Origin of the sequence: Pseudomonas sp. NFXW11, from assembly GCF_049887815.1 — a bacterium.
Classification (GTDB): Bacteria; Pseudomonadota; Gammaproteobacteria; order Pseudomonadales; family Pseudomonadaceae; genus Aquipseudomonas.
Window position 1 is genome coordinate 174,667 of record NZ_JAGEKI010000004.1, and the last position, 17,672, is coordinate 192,338.

Below are 17,672 nucleotides of genomic sequence, written 5' to 3' on the forward strand. Positions count from 1 at the left end.
TGAACAGCCCGATCGAGGTTGAGCGCTGCAACTGGGAGTCAGGAGTGTGAGCTGTGTGGCGCTGATTCCCGCCCGCGGTGGCAGTAAGCGCATTGCGGGCAAGAACATCAAGGCCTTCGCTGGCGTGCCGATGCTGGCCCGTTCCATCGACAAGGCCCTGAGTTCGGGCCTGTTCCAGCAGGTGGTGGTCAGCACCGACGATCCACAGATTGCCAAGCTGGCCTTGGCCTGTGGCGCCGAGGTGCCCTTTGTTCGCCCGGCGGAATTGGCGGATGACTTCGCCGGCACTGCCGCAGTAGTGGCTCATGCTCTGCAGGTTCTGCGTGAGCAGGGGCGCGAGTTCGAGTACGCCTGTTGCATCTACGCCACGGCGCCGTTGTTGCAGGTGCGTTTTCTGCGCCAGGGGCTGGAGGCGTTGATGGGGCATCCGCACCAGTCATTCGCTTTTTCGGTGTGCGGTTTCGGCTTTCCCGTACAACGGGCCCTGACTTTGAATGAAGAGGGCGCCCTGGAAGCGCTGTACCCCGAATACCGCAACAGCCGCTCCCAGGACCTGCCCGTGGCCTATCAGGATGCGGCGCAGTTCTATTGGGGGCGGAGCCAGGCCTGGCTGGACGGTGAGGCGCTGTTCTCGCCACGCAGCTTGCCGGTAATCCTGCCGCGACACCTGGTGCAGGACATCGATACCGAGGAGGACTGGCAGCGCGCCGAGTACCTGTATGCGGCGCTCAAGGCCGGAGGAGAGCTGGAGTGAGGGTGCTGATTCGCGCCGATGCTTCGCCGGCCATCGGCAGCGGCCATATAGCCCGTTGCCTGACCCTGGCCCAGGTACTGCGCCAGCAGGGCGCCGAGGTGGCATTCGCCTGTCGTCGGTTGCCTGGAAATCGCCTTGAGGCCTTGCGGGCCGAGGGTTATCAGACCTTCGAGTTGCCTGAGGACTACCCGGGCGAGCAGGCGCACCTGGGCATCGAGGCGCTCTTGCCCTGGCAGGCGGACATTACGGCCTTGCAGGAAGTGCTGGCGCAGCAGCCGGCATTCGACTGGGTGCTGGTGGATCACTATGGGCTCGATCATCAGTGGCAGGCGGCGGCCCGGCAGTGGGCGCCGAGGATTGCCGCGATCGACGATCTGGCCAATCGTCGGCATGCGGTCGAACTGTTGCTGGACCAGAATTTCAGTGGCACCGCCCAGGCGTATGCCGGGCTGTATGACGAACCTTGCCGCACGTTGTTTGGGCCGCATTTTGCCTTGCTGCGCGAGGAGTTCCGTCGTCCACCGATAGAGATCAAGGCGCAGGCGCGGCGACTGCTGGTGAATTTTGGCGGTTTCGATGCGGCCGGGCAGACTTATCGGGCCATGCTGGCACTGGTGCCTATGACCGAGCTGCAGGTGGACTTTGTCGCTGGCAGCGGCAACCCGGACTGGCAGGCCATGCAGGCATTGGCCGCGGATCGGCCGCACTGGCGGCTGCACAGCTATGTGAAGGATTTTGCTGGGTTGCTGGCGCAGGCCGACCTGTGCCTGGGAGCGGGCGGCGGAACCAGCTGGGAGCGGGCGGTGCTGGGCGTGCCGACCTTGTGCATCACCGTGGCGTACAATCAGCAGGCCAATGCCCGGCTTCTGGCCGAAGCCGGGGCCCATCTGTATCTGGGGCCTTGTGAACAGGTCGGCGTCGAGGAGATACGTCAGGCGCTGGTACTGTTATTGAGCAATCATGGCCTGCGCCATAGCCTGGCGGCGCGGGCGCGTGAGCTGGTGGACGGGCAGGGCGCACAGCGGGTAGCCGCGGCCCTGTTCACCGCCGCGCTGAGGTTGCGCCCGGCCTGTGCGGATGACGCCCGGCTGCTGTTCGAGGGGCGCAATGCCGAAAAGGTCAGGTGCTGGTCGCAGCAGTCGCAGCCCTTGGGCTGGACCGAGCACCTGAGCTGGCTCAAGCATTGCCTGGCGAACCCTGAGCGCTTGTTGCTGATCGCCGAGTTGCCCGATGGGCCGCTCGGCGTACTGCGTTATGACCGTGACGGCATTCGGGCCGAAGTCTCGCTTTATCTGTTCGCCGGTCGCTTTGGATTGGGTTGGGGTACGGCCTTGCTGGAGCAGGGCGAATCCTGGTTACAGCGCCATTGGCCCGAGGTGCAGTGTTTGCGGGCCCGGGTGCTGGCGGAAAATCAGGCCTCGTTGACCTTGTTTCGCCGGGCCGGCTATCAACAACAGGCCTGTGAATTTACCCGTGTGTTGAAGGAACACCTGCATGACTAGTTTCAAGATCGGCTCGCGTGCCGTGGGCGCCGACGCTGCGCCCTTGATCATCGCCGAGATGAGCGGCAACCATAATCAGTCGCTGGACCTGGCCTTGCAGATCGTTGAGGCGGCGGCCAGGGCCGGTGCCCATGCCCTGAAGCTGCAGACCTACACCGCCGATACCATGACCCTGGACCTGGATGAGGGCGAGTTCTTCATCCAGGACCCGGGTAGCCTCTGGGCCGGTTCCTCCTTGTACCAGCTGTATCAGAAGGCCCATACGCCCTGGGAATGGCACGCGCCGATCTTCGCTCGGGCTCGGGAGCTGGGCATGCTGGCGTTTTCCACGCCCTTCGATGAGAGCGCGGTGGATTTTCTCGAAAGCCTGGAGGTTCCGGCCTACAAGATCGCCAGTTTCGAGAACACCGACCTGCCGCTGATCCGCCGGGTGGCGGCCACTGGCAAGCCGTTGATCATTTCCACCGGCATGGCCAGCATCGCCGAGCTGGACGAGACGGTGCGGGCGGCGCGGGACGCCGGTTGCCGCGACTTGGTGCTGCTCAAGTGCACCAGCACCTACCCGGCCTCGCCGGCCAACAGCAACCTGCTGACCATTCCCCATCTGCGGCAATTGTTCGGCTGCGAGGTGGGGCTGTCCGATCACAGCATGGGCGTGGGGGTTTCGGTGGCGGCGGTGGCCCTGGGCGCCACGGTGATCGAAAAGCATTTCACCCTGGACCGGGCGGCGGGCGGCGTCGATGCCAGCTTTTCCCTGGAACCCGCCGAGCTTTCCAGCCTGGTGCTGGAGACCGAGCGGGCCTGGCAGGCCATGGGGCAGGTGCGCTATGGCGCCACCCAGGCCGAGAGCAAGTCGCTGGTGTACCGTCGGTCGCTGTATGTCACCCGTGACATGCAGGCCGGGGAGCTGTTCAGCGCCGACAATGTGCGGGCCATCCGCCCCGGCCTGGGGTTGGCGCCCAAGCACTACGACGGGCTCCTTGGGCGTCGCGCGCGCCAGGCGATCAAGCGCGGCACCGCATTGCAGTGGGCGCTGATCGAGTAAGCCTTTAATGGCGGATTCGGCAAAAAAGCGTGACCTGTGAGTCATAACGCGCATCTCCACTGTATTGTATCGCCCGGGAAGATGGCGCCAGCCCTGCGTGACAGGTCCAGTGATAGCCCTCGGTTCTTCCCGATGCCGCCGTATTCGGCGGCCATATCCGTGTTTTTTCGGCAGCCCCTGCTCAGTGATCGAGCGGGGGTATTGAGCTGTTTATTATTGGGAAGCCGTAATGATTGGCATAAAAAGCATTGCGAGCTACGTGCCTGTAGCCGGCGTGGACAATTACGCACAAGGTGCAAAATTCGCCAAGGATGAAGACTTCATCCTGGGCAAGATCGGTTCCGCCTTCCTGCCGCGCAAAGATGCCGGGCAAGAGACTTCCGATCTGTGTGTCGAAGCCGTCAATGCCTTGTTCGCCGGCAATCCTCAACTCAAGCGCGAAGCCATCGACGTTTTGATCGTGGTGACCCAGAACGGTGACGAGGAAGGGCTGCCGCACACTGCGGCGATTGTCCAGGACAAGCTGGGCCTGCCGACCACCGTTGCCGCCTTCGATATTTCCCTGGGCTGCTCCGGTTATGTGTACGGCATCTATGCGATCAAGGGTTTTATGGAAGCGGCGGGCCTGAAGAATGGCTTGCTGGTGACTGCCGACCCTTATTCGAAGATCGTCGACCCGGAAGATCGCAACACCACCATGTTGTTCGGTGACGCGGCGACCGCCACCTGGCTGGGAGAGGATGCGACCTGGCAACTGGGCAAGGCCAAGTTCGGCACCGACGGTTCCGGTGCGCCGCACTTGAAGGTCAGCGATGGGGTGTTCTTCATGAATGGCCGTCAAGTGTTCAACTTCGCTCTGCTCAAGGTGCCGGCCCATCTGCACGAGCTGCTGGGTGAGTCGGGCCTGCAACCGGACGATATCGATGCCTTCTGCATCCACCAGGGCAGTGCGGCGATCGTCGATGCCGTGGCTCGGCGCTTCGAAGGTGATCCGGACAAGTTCATCAAGGACATGGTGGAAACCGGTAATACCGTGTCGTCGAGCATTCCGCTGCTGTTGGAAAAGCACATGTTCGATTCCAGCTGGAAGCGCGTGGCCATCAGCGGCTTCGGCGTGGGCCTGTCGTGGGGCTCGGCAATCATCTATCGCGCCTGACCCCAGAGTCTTGGCGATACAAATAGCGCTCAAGGTGTAATCTTGAGCGCTATTTTTTTGCATCCGTGAAAAGTGAGGCAGCATGAGCGACAGCTTTGAACACAACGCCAGGCTGATTGGCGAACGCTGGCCGGCCATGCTGCCGCGATTGCTGGCGGAAGACAGTGACGCGCTGCAGGCGGATCTGGTGGAGGGCTTGGGTTCGACCCTGAGCGTCGGTGGCATACAGTTGACCAGCCGCCACGACCGCACTCGCGAAGCCGAGTTGCAGGCCGCGAGCCTGCCTGAGGTGCCGGTTGTGCATGTGTACGGTTGCGGCCTGGGAGATCTGCAGCAGGTGCTGCTGGCGCGTCCGGGGTTGCAGCGCTTGCACGTGCATATCCTCAATGGCGCGCTGTTCAAGTTGGTATTGCAACTGCTTGAGCAGCCGTGGCTGGCTGACCCCCGGGTCGAGTTGCTGTACGCCGGCGACCTGCAGGAAATCCAGCTGCCGTTTTTTGCCCTGCCGGCCGAGCTGGTGCTGGCCGATGAGCACAATGCGAAGATCCGTGACCGCTTGATCAGCGAAACCCATCTGACCTTCAACAATCGACTGTTCGCCGGGGATACGGCGCAACTCGCCGAGCGCTTGGCCGCCGTCGAGCCTTGGGTGCTGGTGGATACCGATGTGGCGCAACTCTTCGCAAGCCAGCCCGGGCGCGAGACCTTGGTCATAGCCACTGGGCCGAGTCTGGAACAGCACTACAGTGCTCTGCGTTCCCTGGCCGAGGGGGCCGAACGGCCGCTGCTGATCTGTGTCGACACGGCTTATTTGCCATTGCAGAGGCAGGGCATCCAGGTGGATCTGGTGGTGAGCATCGATCAGCGCATTTCCACCCGGCATTTGCCGGCTGCGGGCAGTGCTGGTACGGCACTGGTCTACTTGCCATTGGCCGACCCGCAGGTGCTCGAGGGCTGGCAGGGGCCGCGATATGTCGGCTATTCCGCCAGCCCGGTGTTTGCCCAGATGAGGCAACGCATTGCTCGGTCGCAGTTGCATGGTGGTGGCAGTGTGATTCATCCGGCTGTGGATCTGGCGGTAAAGATGGGCGCGCGGCGCATCACGCTGTTCGGCGCCGACTTCGCGTTTCCGCTGGATCGCACCCATGCCGGCTGGCAGGACGGTGACCTGGGGCCGCAACTGCAGTTGGCCCGGCACTGGGTACTGGATGGCAATGGGCAGCGGGTCAAGACTCAGCTTAATTTCCGCAGCTACCTGTGTGAGCTGGAGCGCTATATTGCGAACCATCCTGAAGTGGCTTTTTTCAACACCAGCCGCAGCGGCGCGATGATCAGCGGCACCGCCTGGCATAAGGACTTTGTGCAATGAATTCACTTGAGCCGGTGTTCGTGCAGGCCCGGGAAACGGCCGGTTTGTTTCGTCTGGGGCGAGATGTAGAGGCCGCGCTGGCCATGATCGAACTGTTCGACCCAGTGCAATCGCGGGTTGATGGTGCAGGCGCTGCAATTCAGCAGCAATGGGCCGACTTGCTAGGGGCGATGCTCGGTTGCCAGGAGGCACAGGACTGGCTGGGTCTGGCCGATTATCTGGAATACGAACTGCTGGAGTGGCTGCAGGCGATATTCGCCGGCTGAGGCAGGCGTGAGCCCTTAGTTAGAGCGGTTTGGGTTTTGGGGTTTTCTGGCGCCATTTTTTTGTATGGTGGCAGGCTTAAGCCCTTGTTTTCCAAGGGGTGGCAGGTTGATGGCAAATATTTTTGAAAAAGCCCTAAAGCAACCTGCATCGCCGACGATAACTATTACGAAGGTTCTCTAGGCCATTACCCGGCGGTTGCCAGGGCCGGAAGCCGCAGTACCCAACCAACGAGGAATTCGTCATGGCTTTAACAGTAAACACTAACGTTGCATCGTTGAACGTTCAGAAAAACCTGAACCGTGCTTCCGACGCTCTGCAGACTTCGATGACTCGCCTGTCTTCCGGCCTGAAAATCAACAGCGCAAAAGACGACGCCGCCGGCCTGCAAATCGCTACCCGTATGACCTCGCAGATCCGCGGTCAGACCATGGCGATCAAAAACGCCAACGACGGTATCTCCATCGCCCAGACCGCTGAAGGCGCGATGCAAGAGTCCACCAACATTCTGCAGCGTATGCGCGAACTGGCCATCCAGTCGCGAAACGACTCCAACGGCACTGCTGACCGTACCGCTCTGGACAAAGAATTCTCTCAGATGTCCGCTGAGCTGACTCGTATCGCCAAGTCGACCAACCTGAACGGCAAGAACCTGATCGACGGTACCGCTGGCACCATGACCTTCCAGGTCGGTTCCAACACTGGTGCTACCAACCAGATCACCATCACCCTGGCCAGCGGCTTCGACGCTGTGACCCTGAGCGTTGACTCGGGCGCCATCAGCATCAGCGCCACCACCAGCGCCATGGCTGAAACCAACACCAGCGCCGCGATCAACGCGATCGAAAAAGCGCTGCAGACCATCAACTCCAGCCGTGCCGACCTCGGTGCTGCGCAAAACCGTCTGAGCAGCACCATCTCCAACCTGCAGAACATCAACGAAAACGCCAGTGCTGCACTGGGTCGCGTACAAGATACCGACTTCGCTGCTGAAACTGCCCAGCTGACCAAGCAGCAGACTCTGCAACAAGCTTCGACCGCAGTTCTGGCCCAGGCCAACCAACTGCCATCCTCTGTACTGAAGCTGCTTCAGTAATAGCTGGCTAAGCTTTGGCGGGGGAGTGCGCTTGTCGTGCTCTCTCGCCTTTTTACATTAAGAGGTGATGGACATGGATATGAGCGTGAAGCTGAACTTGTCTTATCCTCCGGCCAGGCCGGCAACGCCAGTTGCTGACAAGCCGGTGGAGAAGCCTCGAGAGGAAGTTCCTGCGGTATCGGCTGTCAGCAAGCAGGAAAGCAGGAAAGAGGCTCAGGCAGAGCAGGAAAAGGTCAAGATGGCCGTTCAGGAAATCGAGAAATTCGTCCAGTCGGTCAAGCGCAATCTGGAGTTCTCGATCGACGAGCCTTCCGGTCAGGTGGTGGTCAAGGTGATTGCCAGCGATTCCGGCGAGGTGGTTCGGCAGATCCCCAACGAAGAAGTGCTGAGATTGGCCAATAGCTTGAATGACGCCAGCAGTTTGCTATTCAGCGCGAAAGTCTGATAGTTGGCATGAAATTTGTTGCTGGGTTCTTTTGGACGCTGTAGTGGTCAAAAGGCCGGCGGCACACTGAAGGGAGAGACACATGGCAAGTCCAATTCTACCGGGTACCGGTCTGGGTTCCGGCCTCGACACCGGCGCTATCGTCAAAGCTTTGGTGGCGGCTGACAAGTCTGCCAAGCAAGGTCAGATCGACCGTGCAAACGCCAACAATAGCGCGAGTATTTCCGGTATCGGGACCTTGCAGTCGTTGTTGTCGACCTTTCAGACCACTCTGGGGGTTGCTGGGCTCGGTGGCTCGGTCAATCCTTCCTTTACCGGCTTTGCTGCAACCTCCAGCGACAGCAAGTTCGTGGATGTCACCACAACCAACGATGCGGTTGCCGGCAAGTACAAGATTGAAGTGACAAACCTTGCGACCTCGTCGAAAGTGGCCAGCCAGGCTTTTGCCGGGGGCACTTCCAGTGCCATTCCGAGTGGTACGCTGACCATCACTCAAAATGGCATTAACTATCCGTTGACCATCGGCGCGAATGCGACCTTGCAGTCGGTGCGTGATGCGATCAACTCCGACTCGAAGATGTCGACATCCGGCCTGAGCGCCAACATCGTGACCGACTCGTTTGGTTCGCGATTGGTGGTGGGCTCCAGTAAGTCGGGTGCGGGTTCTGATATTTCCGTCAGTGGTATTGCTGGTCTGGAAATCGATGGCAGTCAGGTGATGCCTAATGGTTCTCCCGGCGCGCCTGTCAGTGCTACCTCTTCCGGGTCCATTGGCGACCTGGCCAAGGATGCTTCGTTCAGCGTCGATGGCATGCCGCTGACCAGCAAGACCAATATGGTTACTCAGGCCGTTTCCGGTCTGAAGATCAATCTGGTGGCCCCGACCAACGTGGCGAACGGTGGGCCGATTACCGTGACCGTTGCCACCAACACCGAAGGTCTCAAGACTTCCATTCAGAAGTTTGTCGATGCCTACAACGCTGTGGCCAATGGTATTACTACCCTGACCAAGCCATCCCTGGATGACTATGGCAAGCTTACGGTCCCCGCCCAGTTGACCGGTGACCCGTTGCCACGTTCAATTCTGGCGGCTATTCGTGAGCCGTTGTCGCAGGTGGGGGCGGGCGACAAGCTCACCGTTCTGGCGCAATTGGGCATCACCACCAATCAGAAGACCGGTGCGCTGGATTTCGATGACAAGAAATTTACCGTTGCCATGAACGATAAGAAGCTGAGTGGCGAGGTGCAGACGCTGTTCAGCGGTGATGGCACCAAGCTGGGGCTATTGGATCGTATGAACGAAGCCATCAAGCCTTTTACTCAGGGTGTGGGTACTACCGAGGGGATTCTCACCACTCGGACCAAGAATCTCGATATCACCAAGAAAAAGCTCAGCGACCAGCAGGACGCTCTCGACCGTCGAGTCGCGACGCTGACCGCGGTATTGACCAAGAAGTACAACGATATGGACACTCTGGTGGGCAAGCTGAAGGCTACCGCCAGCAACATTACATCGATGTTCGATGCCTTGAACGCACAGAAAAAAGGCTAATATCCAGCCTGCGCCAAAAGCCCGGCAGCGTTTTGCAACGCTCCGGGCTTTTGCATTTGACCTAAAGTTTTTTGACGTTGCGTCGATACACTGCTTATACGAACCTTCGAGTTTTGAAGAGGTATTACATGAATCCGAAGTTAGCTCTTCGACAGTACCAAAAGGTCGGGGGCCAGGCGCAGACCTCCGAAGCCAGTCCTCATCGTTTGGTGCAGATGCTGATGGAAGGCGGTCTGGATCGTATCGCTCAGGCCAAGGGTGCGATAGAGCGCAAGGACATCGCCAACAAGGGCGTGTTCATCAGCAAGGCCATCGGTATCATTGGCGGTTTGCGGGAAGGTCTGGACCTGGATAACTCCATGGATACCCTGGGGGATCTGGACAGTCTTTACACCTACATGATGACCCGCCTGACCGAAGCCAATATCAAGACTGATCCGAAGATTCTCGACGAGGTCGCCGGTCTGCTGCGTACGGTCAAGGAAGGCTGGGACGCCATTGCCGCGCCGGGTCCGCAGTTTTAAGGAGGAACACCATGAGTGCTGTCCTGCAACGCATCGAAGAAACCCGCGAGGCATTGGTCGACGCCTTGGCCGAGCGCAATTGGCAAGCCATTGGTGAACTGGACCTGGCTTGCCGTTCGTGCATGGAGGACGTGCTCAGCGAGGCGCAAGTCGACGAGGTCGCCCTGCGTGACAATCTGGAGGAGTTGTTGGGGGTTTATCGACAGCTGCTGGAGGTTGCAACGGGGGAGCGTCAGGCAATAGTCGACGAGATGTCGCAGATCACTCAAGCACAGAACGCGGCAAAGGTTTACCATTTGTTCGGTTAATACTGAGTTAATCCGAACGTTGCGCGCCATAAATTTGACTGTGCACGCATTTTTGACTTAACTAGTGGCTGTTTTCAGATTTCAGGCGTCTACAAGGGCAGAAAATGCCTATCAAGCGCGTCTAGCTTGCCCCTTATTTGGGCATTGAGTTGACTAGGGAAGTTGCTATTGCATGTGGCGTGAAACCAAAATTCTGCTGATCGATGACGATAGCGTCCGCCGCCGCGACCTGGCGGTGATTTTAAATTTTCTCGGTGAAGAAAATTTACCCTGCGGTAGCCATGACTGGCAGCAGGCTGTCGGCTCTTTGTCGTCAAGTCGTGAAGTGATTTGCGTCCTCATCGGGACTGTCAGCGCTCCTGGTGCACTTCTGGGCCTGTTAAAGACACTCTCATCCTGGGATGAGTTCCTTCCGGTTTTGCTAATGGGCGAAAATTCTTCCATTGAGCTGCCGGAAGACCAGCGTCGGCGAGTGCTTTCCAATCTGGAAATGCCCCCCAGTTACAGCAAGCTGCTTGATTCCCTGCACCGGGCCCAGGTCTATCGTGAAATGTACGATCAGGCCCGTGAGCGCGGTCGTCACCGCGAGCCCAACCTGTTCCGCAGCCTGGTCGGCACCAGTCGCGCGATCCAGCATGTGCGGCAGATGATGCAGCAGGTAGCGGATACCGACGCCAGTGTGTTGATCCTGGGTGAGTCGGGCACCGGCAAGGAAGTGGTTGCGCGCAATCTGCACTATCACTCCAAGCGCCGTGATGCGCCTTTCGTTCCGGTCAATTGCGGGGCCATTCCTGCGGAGTTGCTGGAAAGCGAACTGTTCGGCCATGAGAAGGGCGCCTTCACTGGCGCCATTACCAGCCGTGCAGGGCGTTTCGAGCTGGCCAATGGCGGCACGCTGTTTCTCGACGAGATCGGCGACATGCCGTTGCCCATGCAGGTCAAGCTGCTGCGCGTGCTGCAGGAGCGTACCTTCGAGCGTGTGGGCAGCAACAAGACCCAGGGCGTGGATGTGCGAATCATCGCCGCGACCCACAAGAACCTGGAAAGCATGATCGAGGTGGGCAGCTTCCGTGAGGACCTGTACTACCGCCTCAACGTATTCCCCATCGAGATGGCGCCGCTGCGTGAGCGGGTGGAAGACATTCCGCTGCTGATGAACGAGCTTATCTCGCGCATGGAGCATGAAAAACGCGGTTCGATCCGCTTCAACTCCGCCGCCATCATGTCCCTGTGCCGGCATGGCTGGCCGGGCAACGTCCGCGAGCTGGCCAACCTGGTGGAGCGCATGGCGATCATGCATCCCTACGGGGTGATTGGTGTGGTCGAGCTGCCGAAGAAGTTCCGCTATGTCGATGATGAAGACGAGCAGTTGGTGGACAGCCTGCGCAGTGATCTCGAGGAGCGGGTGGCGATCAATGGTCATGTCCCGGATTTCAGCGCCACCGCCATGTTGCCGCCGGAAGGCCTGGACCTTAAGGACTACCTCGGCAGCCTGGAACAAGGCCTGATCCAGCAGGCGCTGGATGACGCCAATGGCATCGTGGCCCGTGCCGCAGAGCGTTTGCGCATCCGTCGCACCACGCTGGTGGAGAAGATGCGCAAGTACGGCATGAGCCGGCGTGAGGGTGATGAACAGGCGGAGGATTGACGCCTGTTTTTCAAGTCGTTGAAAACTGGGTGGTTTTTTTCCGGCACGGGTATTGCTAAGTCTCTTGCAACCTTCCGTTTAACTGACGGTCAGCCACGCGAGAGAGCACGATGCCCCAAGCCGCCCAGATGTCTCCTGTCCCTGATGCCCAGGGGCAATCGCCGTCCGTAGAGCAGGCAAGCCGGCAGGGTCTTGAGCAGGCCTTTGCCCTGTTCAATCAGATGTCGAGCCAACTTACTGACTCCTACAGCATGCTCGAGGCCCGGGTCACCGAACTCAAGGGCGAGTTGGCGGTGGTCAGTGCTCAGCGCATGCAGGAGCTGGCGGAAAAGGAGCGGCTGGCCAATCGTCTGCAGAATCTGCTCGACCTGCTGCCTGGCGGAGTCATCGTCATCGACGCTCACGGCATCGTCAGCGAGGCTAATCCGGCGGCCTGCGAGCTGCTCGGCCTGCCGCTGGAAGGGCAGTTGTGGCGCAACATCATCGCTCGCAGCTTTGCGCCCCGCGAAGACGATGGTCACGAAATCTCCCTGCGTGACGGTCGACGCCTGTCGATCTCCACTCGTTCACTGGATGCCGAGCCCGGGCAACTGGTGCTGCTCAATGACCTGACTGAAACCCGTCATCTGCAGGATCAGTTGGCCCGCCATGAGCGCCTGTCCTCCCTGGGCAAGATGGTGGCTTCCCTGGCGCACCAGATCCGTACCCCGCTGTCCGCCGCGCTGCTCTATGCCAGTCATCTGACCGAGCAGGAGCTGCCATTAGCCACTCACCAGCGTTTCGCCGGACGGCTCAAGGAGCGCTTGCACGAGCTGGAGCATCAGGTGCGCGACATGCTGGTGTTCGCCCGTGGCGAACTGCCCCTGACTGACCGCCTGACGCCGAAGTCCCTGCTGCAATCCTTGCAGGCTGCCGCGATGACCCATGTCCAGGACGTGGCCGTGCGCTGGCAGTGCGACAGTCATGAAGGCGAGGTGCTGTGCAATCGCGACACCCTGGTGGGGGCTCTGCTCAACCTGATCGAGAACGCCATCCAGGCCAGTGCCGGTGCGGCACGCCTGAAGGTGCACCTGTACCGTCGCGGCGACACCTTGCGCCTGTGCGTCAGCGACAGTGGCAGCGGTATCGATACCGCGGTGCTGGAGCGCCTGGGCGAGCCGTTCTTCACCACCAAGGCCAATGGAACCGGGCTCGGTCTGACGGTGGTCAAGGCGGTGGCCCGTGCTCATCAAGGAGAATTGTCGCTGCGCTCGCGTCCTGGGCGCGGTACTTGTGCGCTGGTGACGTTGCCTCTGTTCTCCAGCGCCCATGGAGTGGAGTGAAGGGAATGGCAATCAAGGTTCTACTGGTTGAAGACGACCGCGCGCTGCGCGAAGCCCTGGCAGATACCCTGCTGCTGGCCGGTCATGACTACAAGGCGGTGGGCAGTGCGGAAGACGCCCTGCAAGCGGTGGCTGCCGAGTCCTTCAGCCTGGTGGTCAGTGATGTGAACATGCCGGGCATGGACGGTCATCAGTTGCTGGCCTTGTTGCGGGCCCGCCAGCCGCAATTGCCAGTGCTGCTGATGACCGCCCACGGCGCCGTAGAGCGTGCCGTGGACGCCATGCGTCAAGGTGCCGCCGACTACCTGGTCAAGCCCTTCGAGCCCCGGGCGCTGCTGGATCTGGTGGCGCGGCACGCCCTGGGTTGCCTGGGGGCTGCTGAAGATGAAGGCCCGGTGGCCTTCGAGCCGGCCAGTGCGCAGTTGCTGGAGCTGGCCGCGCGAGTGGCCCGCAGTGATTCCACAGTGCTGATTTCCGGTGAGTCGGGCACCGGCAAGGAAGTGCTGGCGCGATATATTCACCAGTATTCCCACAGGGCTAGCCAGCCGTTCATTGCGATCAACTGCGCGGCAATTCCCGACAACATGCTCGAAGCCACCCTGTTCGGGCACGAAAAGGGCTCCTTCACTGGCGCCATTGCCGCCCAGCCCGGCAAATTCGAGCAGGCCGATGGCGGCACCATTCTGCTGGACGAGATTTCCGAAATGCCCCTGGGCCTGCAGGCCAAGCTGCTGCGCGTGTTGCAGGAGCGTGAGGTGGAGCGGGTGGGTGCGCGCCGGCCGATCAGCCTGGATATCCGGGTGGTGGCCACCACCAACCGCGATCTGGCGGGGGAGGTGGCTGCGGGGCGTTTCCGTGAGGACCTGTACTACCGTCTTTCGGTATTTCCGCTGGCCTGGCGGCCGCTGCGTGAGCGCACCGCCGATATCCTGCCGCTGGCCGAGCGCTTGCTGGCCAGGCACGTCAATAAAATGAAGCATGCCGCTGCCAGGCTCTCCGCCGAGGCCCAGGCTTGTCTGTTGGCCTATCCCTGGCCGGGCAATGTGCGTGAGTTGGACAACGCACTGCAACGCGCACTGATTCTGCAGCAGGGCGGCCTGATCCAGCCGGAGGACTTCTGCCTGGCCGGGCCAGTTGCTTGTGCGCCGTTGCCGGCATTGATGCCTGTGGCGCAGCCGATGACGCGCGCTGTGCCAAATGACAGCGAAAGCTTCGCCCAGGAATCCGGGGCCCTCGGGGACGATCTGCGGCGTCGGGAATTCCAGATGATCATCGATACCCTGCGTTCCGAACGTGGTCGGCGCAAGGAAGCGGCGGAGCGCCTGGGCATCAGTCCGCGCACCCTGCGTTACAAATTGGCGCAGATGCGTGACGCCGGAATGGATGTCGAGGCTTATCTGTTCGCTACCTGATCAGTGGTCGGCAAAGCCCAGGACGGGCTTTTATCGAGATGGGCCATGGAGCTGGCACCCTTGTTGCTAACACCTCACTAACCGCTGAGTGAGTGTCAAAAAATTGCGGGTCGTCAGAGAGAGTAGACCATGAGCCAAGGTGTTGAATTTAATCGGTTGATGCTGGATATGCGGGCCATGCAAATGGACGCAATGTCGCAGCCTAAATCCGCCGCAGTAGCAGAAGTCAGTGGCAGCAGCTTCGCTGACATGCTTGGCCAGGCCGTGAACAAGGTCAATGACACTCAGCAGGCATCCAACCAGCTGTCCAGCGCTTTTGAGATTGGCAAAAGCGGTGTCGACCTGACGGATGTGATGATTTCCTCGCAAAAGGCCAGCGTGTCTTTTCAAGCCTTGACCCAGGTGCGCAACAAGCTGGTTCAAGCGTATCAAGACATCATGCAGATGCCGGTTTAAGGACGAGATTGAGTCATGGCAGAAGCAGTCGCCGATAACGTACCGGCCAAGGCCACGCCGGTAGAGGGCAAACCGCCGCTGTTCGGTTTGTCCTTCCTGGAAAACCTGTCCCAGATGACCGTGCTGCGTCAGGTCGGCCTGTTGGTGGGCCTGGCCGCCAGTGTGGCGATCGGCTTTGCCGTGGTGCTGTGGTCGCAGCAGCCCGATTACCGGCCGCTGTACGGCAGCCTGGCGGGAATGGACGCCAAGCAGGTCATGGATACCCTGGCCTCTGCCGACATCCCCTACACCGTCGAGCCCAACTCCGGTGCCTTGCTGGTCAAGGCCGATGACCTGCCCCGTGCCCGCCTGAAACTGGCGGCTGCTGGCGTAGCGCCGGGCGATGGCAATGTCGGTTTCGAGATCCTCGATAAAGAGCAGGGCCTGGGCACCAGCCAGTTCATGGAAGCGACCCGTTACCGTCGCGGCCTGGAAGGCGAGTTGGCGCGCACCATCTCCAGTCTGAACAACGTCAAGGGTGCGCGAGTGCACTTGGCGATTCCGAAAAGCTCGGTGTTCGTCCGTGACGAGCGCAAGCCCAGCGCCTCGGTACTGGTGGAACTCTACTCCGGCCGCTCCCTGGAGCCGGGCCAAGTCATGGCTATCGTCAACCTGGTGGCCACCAGCGTTCCCGAGCTCAACAAGTCCCAGGTCACAGTGGTCGACCAGAAGGGCAACCTGCTCTCCGACCAGGCGGAAAACTCCGCGCTGACCATGGCTGGCAAGCAATTCGAATACAGCCGTCGCCTGGAAGGCATGCTTACCCAGCGGGTGCACAACATCCTGCAGCCGGTGCTGGGCAACGATCGCTACAAGGCTGAAGTCTCGGCGGATGTCGACTTCAGCGCGGTGGAATCCACTTCCGAGCAGTTCAACCCCGACCAGCCGGCCCTGCGCAGCGAGCAGTCGGTCAACGAACAACGCTCCAGCAGCAATGGCCCGCAAGGCGTGCCTGGCGCGCTGAGCAACCAGCCGCCATCGCCAGCTTCGGCACCTCAGACCACTGGCGGCGCCACGGCTTCCGCGGCGGCCGTGCAGCCTGGGCAACCGCTGCTGGACGCCAACGGCCAGCAAATCATGGACCCGGCCACCGGCCAGCCGATGCTCGCGCCGTACCCGGCGGACAAGCGTCAACAATCCACCAAGAACTTCGAGCTCGACCGTTCCATCAGCCACACCAAGCAGCAGCAGGGCCGAGTCAATCGCCTGTCGGTGGCGGTGGTGGTGGACGATCAGGTCAAGGTCAACGCGGCCAATGGCGAAACCACTCGCGCACCCTGGAGCGCCGACGAATTGGCGCGCTTCACTCGCCTGGTGCAGGACGCCGTGGGCTTCGATGCCAGTCGCGGTGACAGTGTCAGCGTGATCAACGTGCCGTTCTCCGCCGATCGTGGCGAAGTGGTCGCGGATATTCCGTTCTACTCGCAACCCTGGTTCTGGGACATCGTCAAGCAAGTGCTGGGCGTGCTGTTCATCCTGGTGCTGGTGTTCGGTGTGCTGCGTCCGGTGCTCAACAACATCACCGGTGGCGGCAAGGACAAGCAGCTGGGTCTTGGCAGCGACATGGAGCTGGGTGGCATGGTGGGCCTGGATGGCGAACTGGCCAATGACCGCGTCAGCCTGGGCGGTCCGCAGAGCATCCTGTTGCCGAGCCCGAGCGAGGGTTATGACGCTCAGTTGAATGCAATCAAGAGCCTGGTGGCAGAAGACCCGGGTCGTGTGGCCCAGGTCGTGAAAGAGTGGATTAACGCAGATGAGTGATAACCGAGCCGCTACCGCCAAACTGACCCGGGTCGACAAGGCCGCGATCCTGCTGCTGTCCCTGGGTTCTACCGATGCCGCGCAAGTGCTGCGCCACATGGGCCCTAAAGAGGTCCAGCGAGTGGGTGTGGCCATGGCCCAGATGGGCAATGTGCACCGCGAGCAGGTCGAGCAGGTGATGAGCGAGTTCGTCGACATCGTCGGCGACCAGACCAGCCTCGGCGTCGGCTCCGACGACTATGTGCGCAAGATGCTCACCCAGGCCCTGGGCGAGGACAAGGCCAACGGCCTGATCGACCGCATCCTGCTGGGTGGCAACACCAGCGGCCTGGACAGCCTGAAGTGGATGGAGCCGCGGGCCGTGGCCGACGTGATCCGCTACGAGCACCCGCAGATCCAGGCCATCGTGGTGGCCTACCTGGACCCGGACCAGGCCGGCGAAGTGCTGGGCAATTTCGACCACAAGGCGCGCCTCGACATCATCCTCCGGGTGTCCTCGCTGAATACCGTACAGCCGGCGGCGCTCAAGGAACTCAACCAGATCCTCGAGAAGCAGTTCTCTGGCAACTCCAACGCTTCGCGTACCACCTTGGGCGGTATCAAGCGTGCGGCGGACATCATGAACTTCCTCGACAGCTCGATCGAAGGCCAGCTCATGGATTCGATCCGCGAAGTGGACGAAGACCTGTCCGGTCAGATCGAAGACTTGATGTTCGTGTTCAACAACCTGGCCGATGTCGACGACCGCGGTATCCAGGCGCTGTTGCGCGAAGTCTCCTCCGACGTGCTGGTGCTGGCCCTCAAGGGTTCGGACGAAGGGGTCAAGGAAAAGATCTTCAAGAACATGTCCAAGCGTGCGGCGGAACTGCTGCGCGACGACCTGGAAGCCAAGGGCCCGGTTCGCGTCAGCGACGTGGAGACCGCGCAGAAGGAAATCCTCACCATTGCCCGCCGTATGGCCGAAGCCGGAGAAATCGTTCTCGGCGGGAAGGGCGGCGAAGAAATGATCTAAGGTCGCC

General features: G+C 60.8%; 17 protein-coding genes. All 17 read left to right on the forward strand.

What is annotated here, in order from left to right; translation table 11 throughout:
• Window positions 1-46 precede the first annotated feature (46 nt).
• Complete coding sequence (pseF, locus tag J4P02_RS08665; protein WP_426189166.1) at window positions 47-754, forward strand: pseudaminic acid cytidylyltransferase; 708 nt, start codon at window positions 47-49, stop codon at window positions 752-754.
• On the forward strand, window positions 751-2,256 hold the full coding sequence (gene pseG / locus J4P02_RS08670; RefSeq protein ID WP_426189167.1) for a UDP-2,4-diacetamido-2,4,6-trideoxy-beta-L-altropyranose hydrolase: 1,506 nt from the start codon (window positions 751-753) through the stop codon (window positions 2,254-2,256). Before pseF ends, pseG begins: the two co-directional genes overlap by 4 nt.
• On the forward strand, window positions 2,249-3,301 hold the full coding sequence (gene pseI, locus J4P02_RS08675; RefSeq protein WP_426189168.1) for a pseudaminic acid synthase: 1,053 nt from the start codon (window positions 2,249-2,251) through the stop codon (window positions 3,299-3,301). Before pseG ends, pseI begins: the two co-directional genes overlap by 8 nt.
• 229 nt (window positions 3,302-3,530) lie before the next feature.
• Complete coding sequence (locus tag J4P02_RS08680; protein ID WP_426189169.1) at window positions 3,531-4,457, forward strand: ketoacyl-ACP synthase III; 927 nt, start codon at window positions 3,531-3,533, stop codon at window positions 4,455-4,457.
• Between the two features lie 82 nt (window positions 4,458-4,539).
• Window positions 4,540-5,826: a motility associated factor glycosyltransferase family protein gene (locus J4P02_RS08685; RefSeq protein ID WP_426189170.1), complete on the forward strand. Its 1,287-nt coding sequence runs from the start codon at window positions 4,540-4,542 to the stop codon at window positions 5,824-5,826.
• The gene (locus J4P02_RS08690) at window positions 5,823-6,092 is read left to right on the forward strand and encodes a hypothetical protein (RefSeq protein WP_426189171.1); all 270 of its coding nucleotides are present in this window, start codon (window positions 5,823-5,825) and stop codon (window positions 6,090-6,092) included. The genes J4P02_RS08685 and J4P02_RS08690 overlap by 4 nt, the downstream gene beginning before the upstream one ends.
• A 242-nt stretch (window positions 6,093-6,334) precedes the next feature.
• A complete protein-coding gene (locus J4P02_RS08695; RefSeq protein ID WP_426189172.1) occupies window positions 6,335-7,186 on the forward strand; it encodes a flagellin domain-containing protein in 852 nt (283 codons plus the stop codon).
• A gap of 73 nt (window positions 7,187-7,259) precedes the next feature.
• Window positions 7,260-7,631 carry a flagellar protein FlaG gene (locus J4P02_RS08700; protein ID WP_426189173.1) on the forward strand — a complete coding sequence of 124 codons (372 nt, stop codon included), beginning with the start codon at window positions 7,260-7,262 and terminating at the stop codon, window positions 7,629-7,631.
• An 82-nt stretch (window positions 7,632-7,713) separates the two neighbouring features.
• Window positions 7,714-9,183: a flagellar filament capping protein FliD gene (fliD, locus tag J4P02_RS08705; protein ID WP_426189175.1), complete on the forward strand. Its 1,470-nt coding sequence runs from the start codon at window positions 7,714-7,716 to the stop codon at window positions 9,181-9,183.
• 128 nt (window positions 9,184-9,311) lie between these two features.
• Entirely contained in the window at window positions 9,312-9,707 is a 396-nt protein-coding gene (fliS, locus tag J4P02_RS08710; RefSeq protein WP_426189177.1) for a flagellar export chaperone FliS, read from the forward strand.
• Between the two features lie 11 nt (window positions 9,708-9,718).
• The gene (locus tag J4P02_RS08715) at window positions 9,719-10,015 is read left to right on the forward strand and encodes a hypothetical protein (protein WP_016963150.1); all 297 of its coding nucleotides are present in this window, start codon (window positions 9,719-9,721) and stop codon (window positions 10,013-10,015) included.
• 172 nt (window positions 10,016-10,187) lie between these two features.
• The gene (locus J4P02_RS08720; RefSeq protein ID WP_426189180.1) at window positions 10,188-11,663 is read left to right on the forward strand and encodes a sigma-54 dependent transcriptional regulator; all 1,476 of its coding nucleotides are present in this window, start codon (window positions 10,188-10,190) and stop codon (window positions 11,661-11,663) included.
• Window positions 11,664-11,791: 128 nt separating this feature from the next.
• The gene (locus J4P02_RS08725; protein WP_426189182.1) at window positions 11,792-12,985 is read left to right on the forward strand and encodes a sensor histidine kinase; all 1,194 of its coding nucleotides are present in this window, start codon (window positions 11,792-11,794) and stop codon (window positions 12,983-12,985) included.
• 5 nt (window positions 12,986-12,990) lie between these two features.
• A complete protein-coding gene (gene fleR / locus J4P02_RS08730) occupies window positions 12,991-14,397 on the forward strand; it encodes a sigma-54-dependent response regulator transcription factor FleR (protein WP_426189184.1) in 1,407 nt (468 codons plus the stop codon).
• A gap of 129 nt (window positions 14,398-14,526) precedes the next feature.
• On the forward strand, window positions 14,527-14,853 hold the full coding sequence (gene fliE, locus J4P02_RS08735; protein WP_011059973.1) for a flagellar hook-basal body complex protein FliE: 327 nt from the start codon (window positions 14,527-14,529) through the stop codon (window positions 14,851-14,853).
• Between the two features lie 15 nt (window positions 14,854-14,868).
• The gene (fliF, locus tag J4P02_RS08740) at window positions 14,869-16,653 is read left to right on the forward strand and encodes a flagellar basal-body MS-ring/collar protein FliF (protein WP_426189187.1); all 1,785 of its coding nucleotides are present in this window, start codon (window positions 14,869-14,871) and stop codon (window positions 16,651-16,653) included.
• The gene (fliG, locus tag J4P02_RS08745) at window positions 16,646-17,665 is read left to right on the forward strand and encodes a flagellar motor switch protein FliG (RefSeq protein ID WP_011059975.1); all 1,020 of its coding nucleotides are present in this window, start codon (window positions 16,646-16,648) and stop codon (window positions 17,663-17,665) included. Before fliF ends, fliG begins: the two co-directional genes overlap by 8 nt.
• The last annotated feature ends 7 nt before the right edge of the window (window positions 17,666-17,672 follow it).

What these genes read in the sequence shown, in the direction of transcription:
- J4P02_RS08715 (WP_016963150.1), top strand. Translation starts at nt 9,719, where the DNA reads ATGAGTGCTGTCCTGCAACGCATCGAAGAAACCCGCGAGGCATTGGTC.
- J4P02_RS08725 (WP_426189182.1), top strand. Translation starts at nt 11,792, where the DNA reads ATGTCTCCTGTCCCTGATGCCCAGGGGCAATCGCCGTCCGTAGAGCAG.
- fleR (WP_426189184.1), top strand. Translation starts at nt 12,991, where the DNA reads ATGGCAATCAAGGTTCTACTGGTTGAAGACGACCGCGCGCTGCGCGAA.
- fliS (WP_426189177.1), top strand. Translation starts at nt 9,312, where the DNA reads ATGAATCCGAAGTTAGCTCTTCGACAGTACCAAAAGGTCGGGGGCCAG.
- J4P02_RS08690 (WP_426189171.1), top strand. Translation starts at nt 5,823, where the DNA reads ATGAATTCACTTGAGCCGGTGTTCGTGCAGGCCCGGGAAACGGCCGGT.
- fliF (WP_426189187.1), top strand. Translation starts at nt 14,869, where the DNA reads ATGGCAGAAGCAGTCGCCGATAACGTACCGGCCAAGGCCACGCCGGTA.
- J4P02_RS08720 (WP_426189180.1), top strand. Translation starts at nt 10,188, where the DNA reads ATGTGGCGTGAAACCAAAATTCTGCTGATCGATGACGATAGCGTCCGC.
- fliE (WP_011059973.1), top strand. Translation starts at nt 14,527, where the DNA reads ATGAGCCAAGGTGTTGAATTTAATCGGTTGATGCTGGATATGCGGGCC.
- J4P02_RS08680 (WP_426189169.1), top strand. Translation starts at nt 3,531, where the DNA reads ATGATTGGCATAAAAAGCATTGCGAGCTACGTGCCTGTAGCCGGCGTG.
- J4P02_RS08700 (WP_426189173.1), top strand. Translation starts at nt 7,260, where the DNA reads ATGGATATGAGCGTGAAGCTGAACTTGTCTTATCCTCCGGCCAGGCCG.
- fliD (WP_426189175.1), top strand. Translation starts at nt 7,714, where the DNA reads ATGGCAAGTCCAATTCTACCGGGTACCGGTCTGGGTTCCGGCCTCGAC.
- fliG (WP_011059975.1), top strand. Translation starts at nt 16,646, where the DNA reads ATGAGTGATAACCGAGCCGCTACCGCCAAACTGACCCGGGTCGACAAG.
- J4P02_RS08685 (WP_426189170.1), top strand. Translation starts at nt 4,540, where the DNA reads ATGAGCGACAGCTTTGAACACAACGCCAGGCTGATTGGCGAACGCTGG.
- J4P02_RS08695 (WP_426189172.1), top strand. Translation starts at nt 6,335, where the DNA reads ATGGCTTTAACAGTAAACACTAACGTTGCATCGTTGAACGTTCAGAAA.
- pseI (WP_426189168.1), top strand. Translation starts at nt 2,249, where the DNA reads ATGACTAGTTTCAAGATCGGCTCGCGTGCCGTGGGCGCCGACGCTGCG.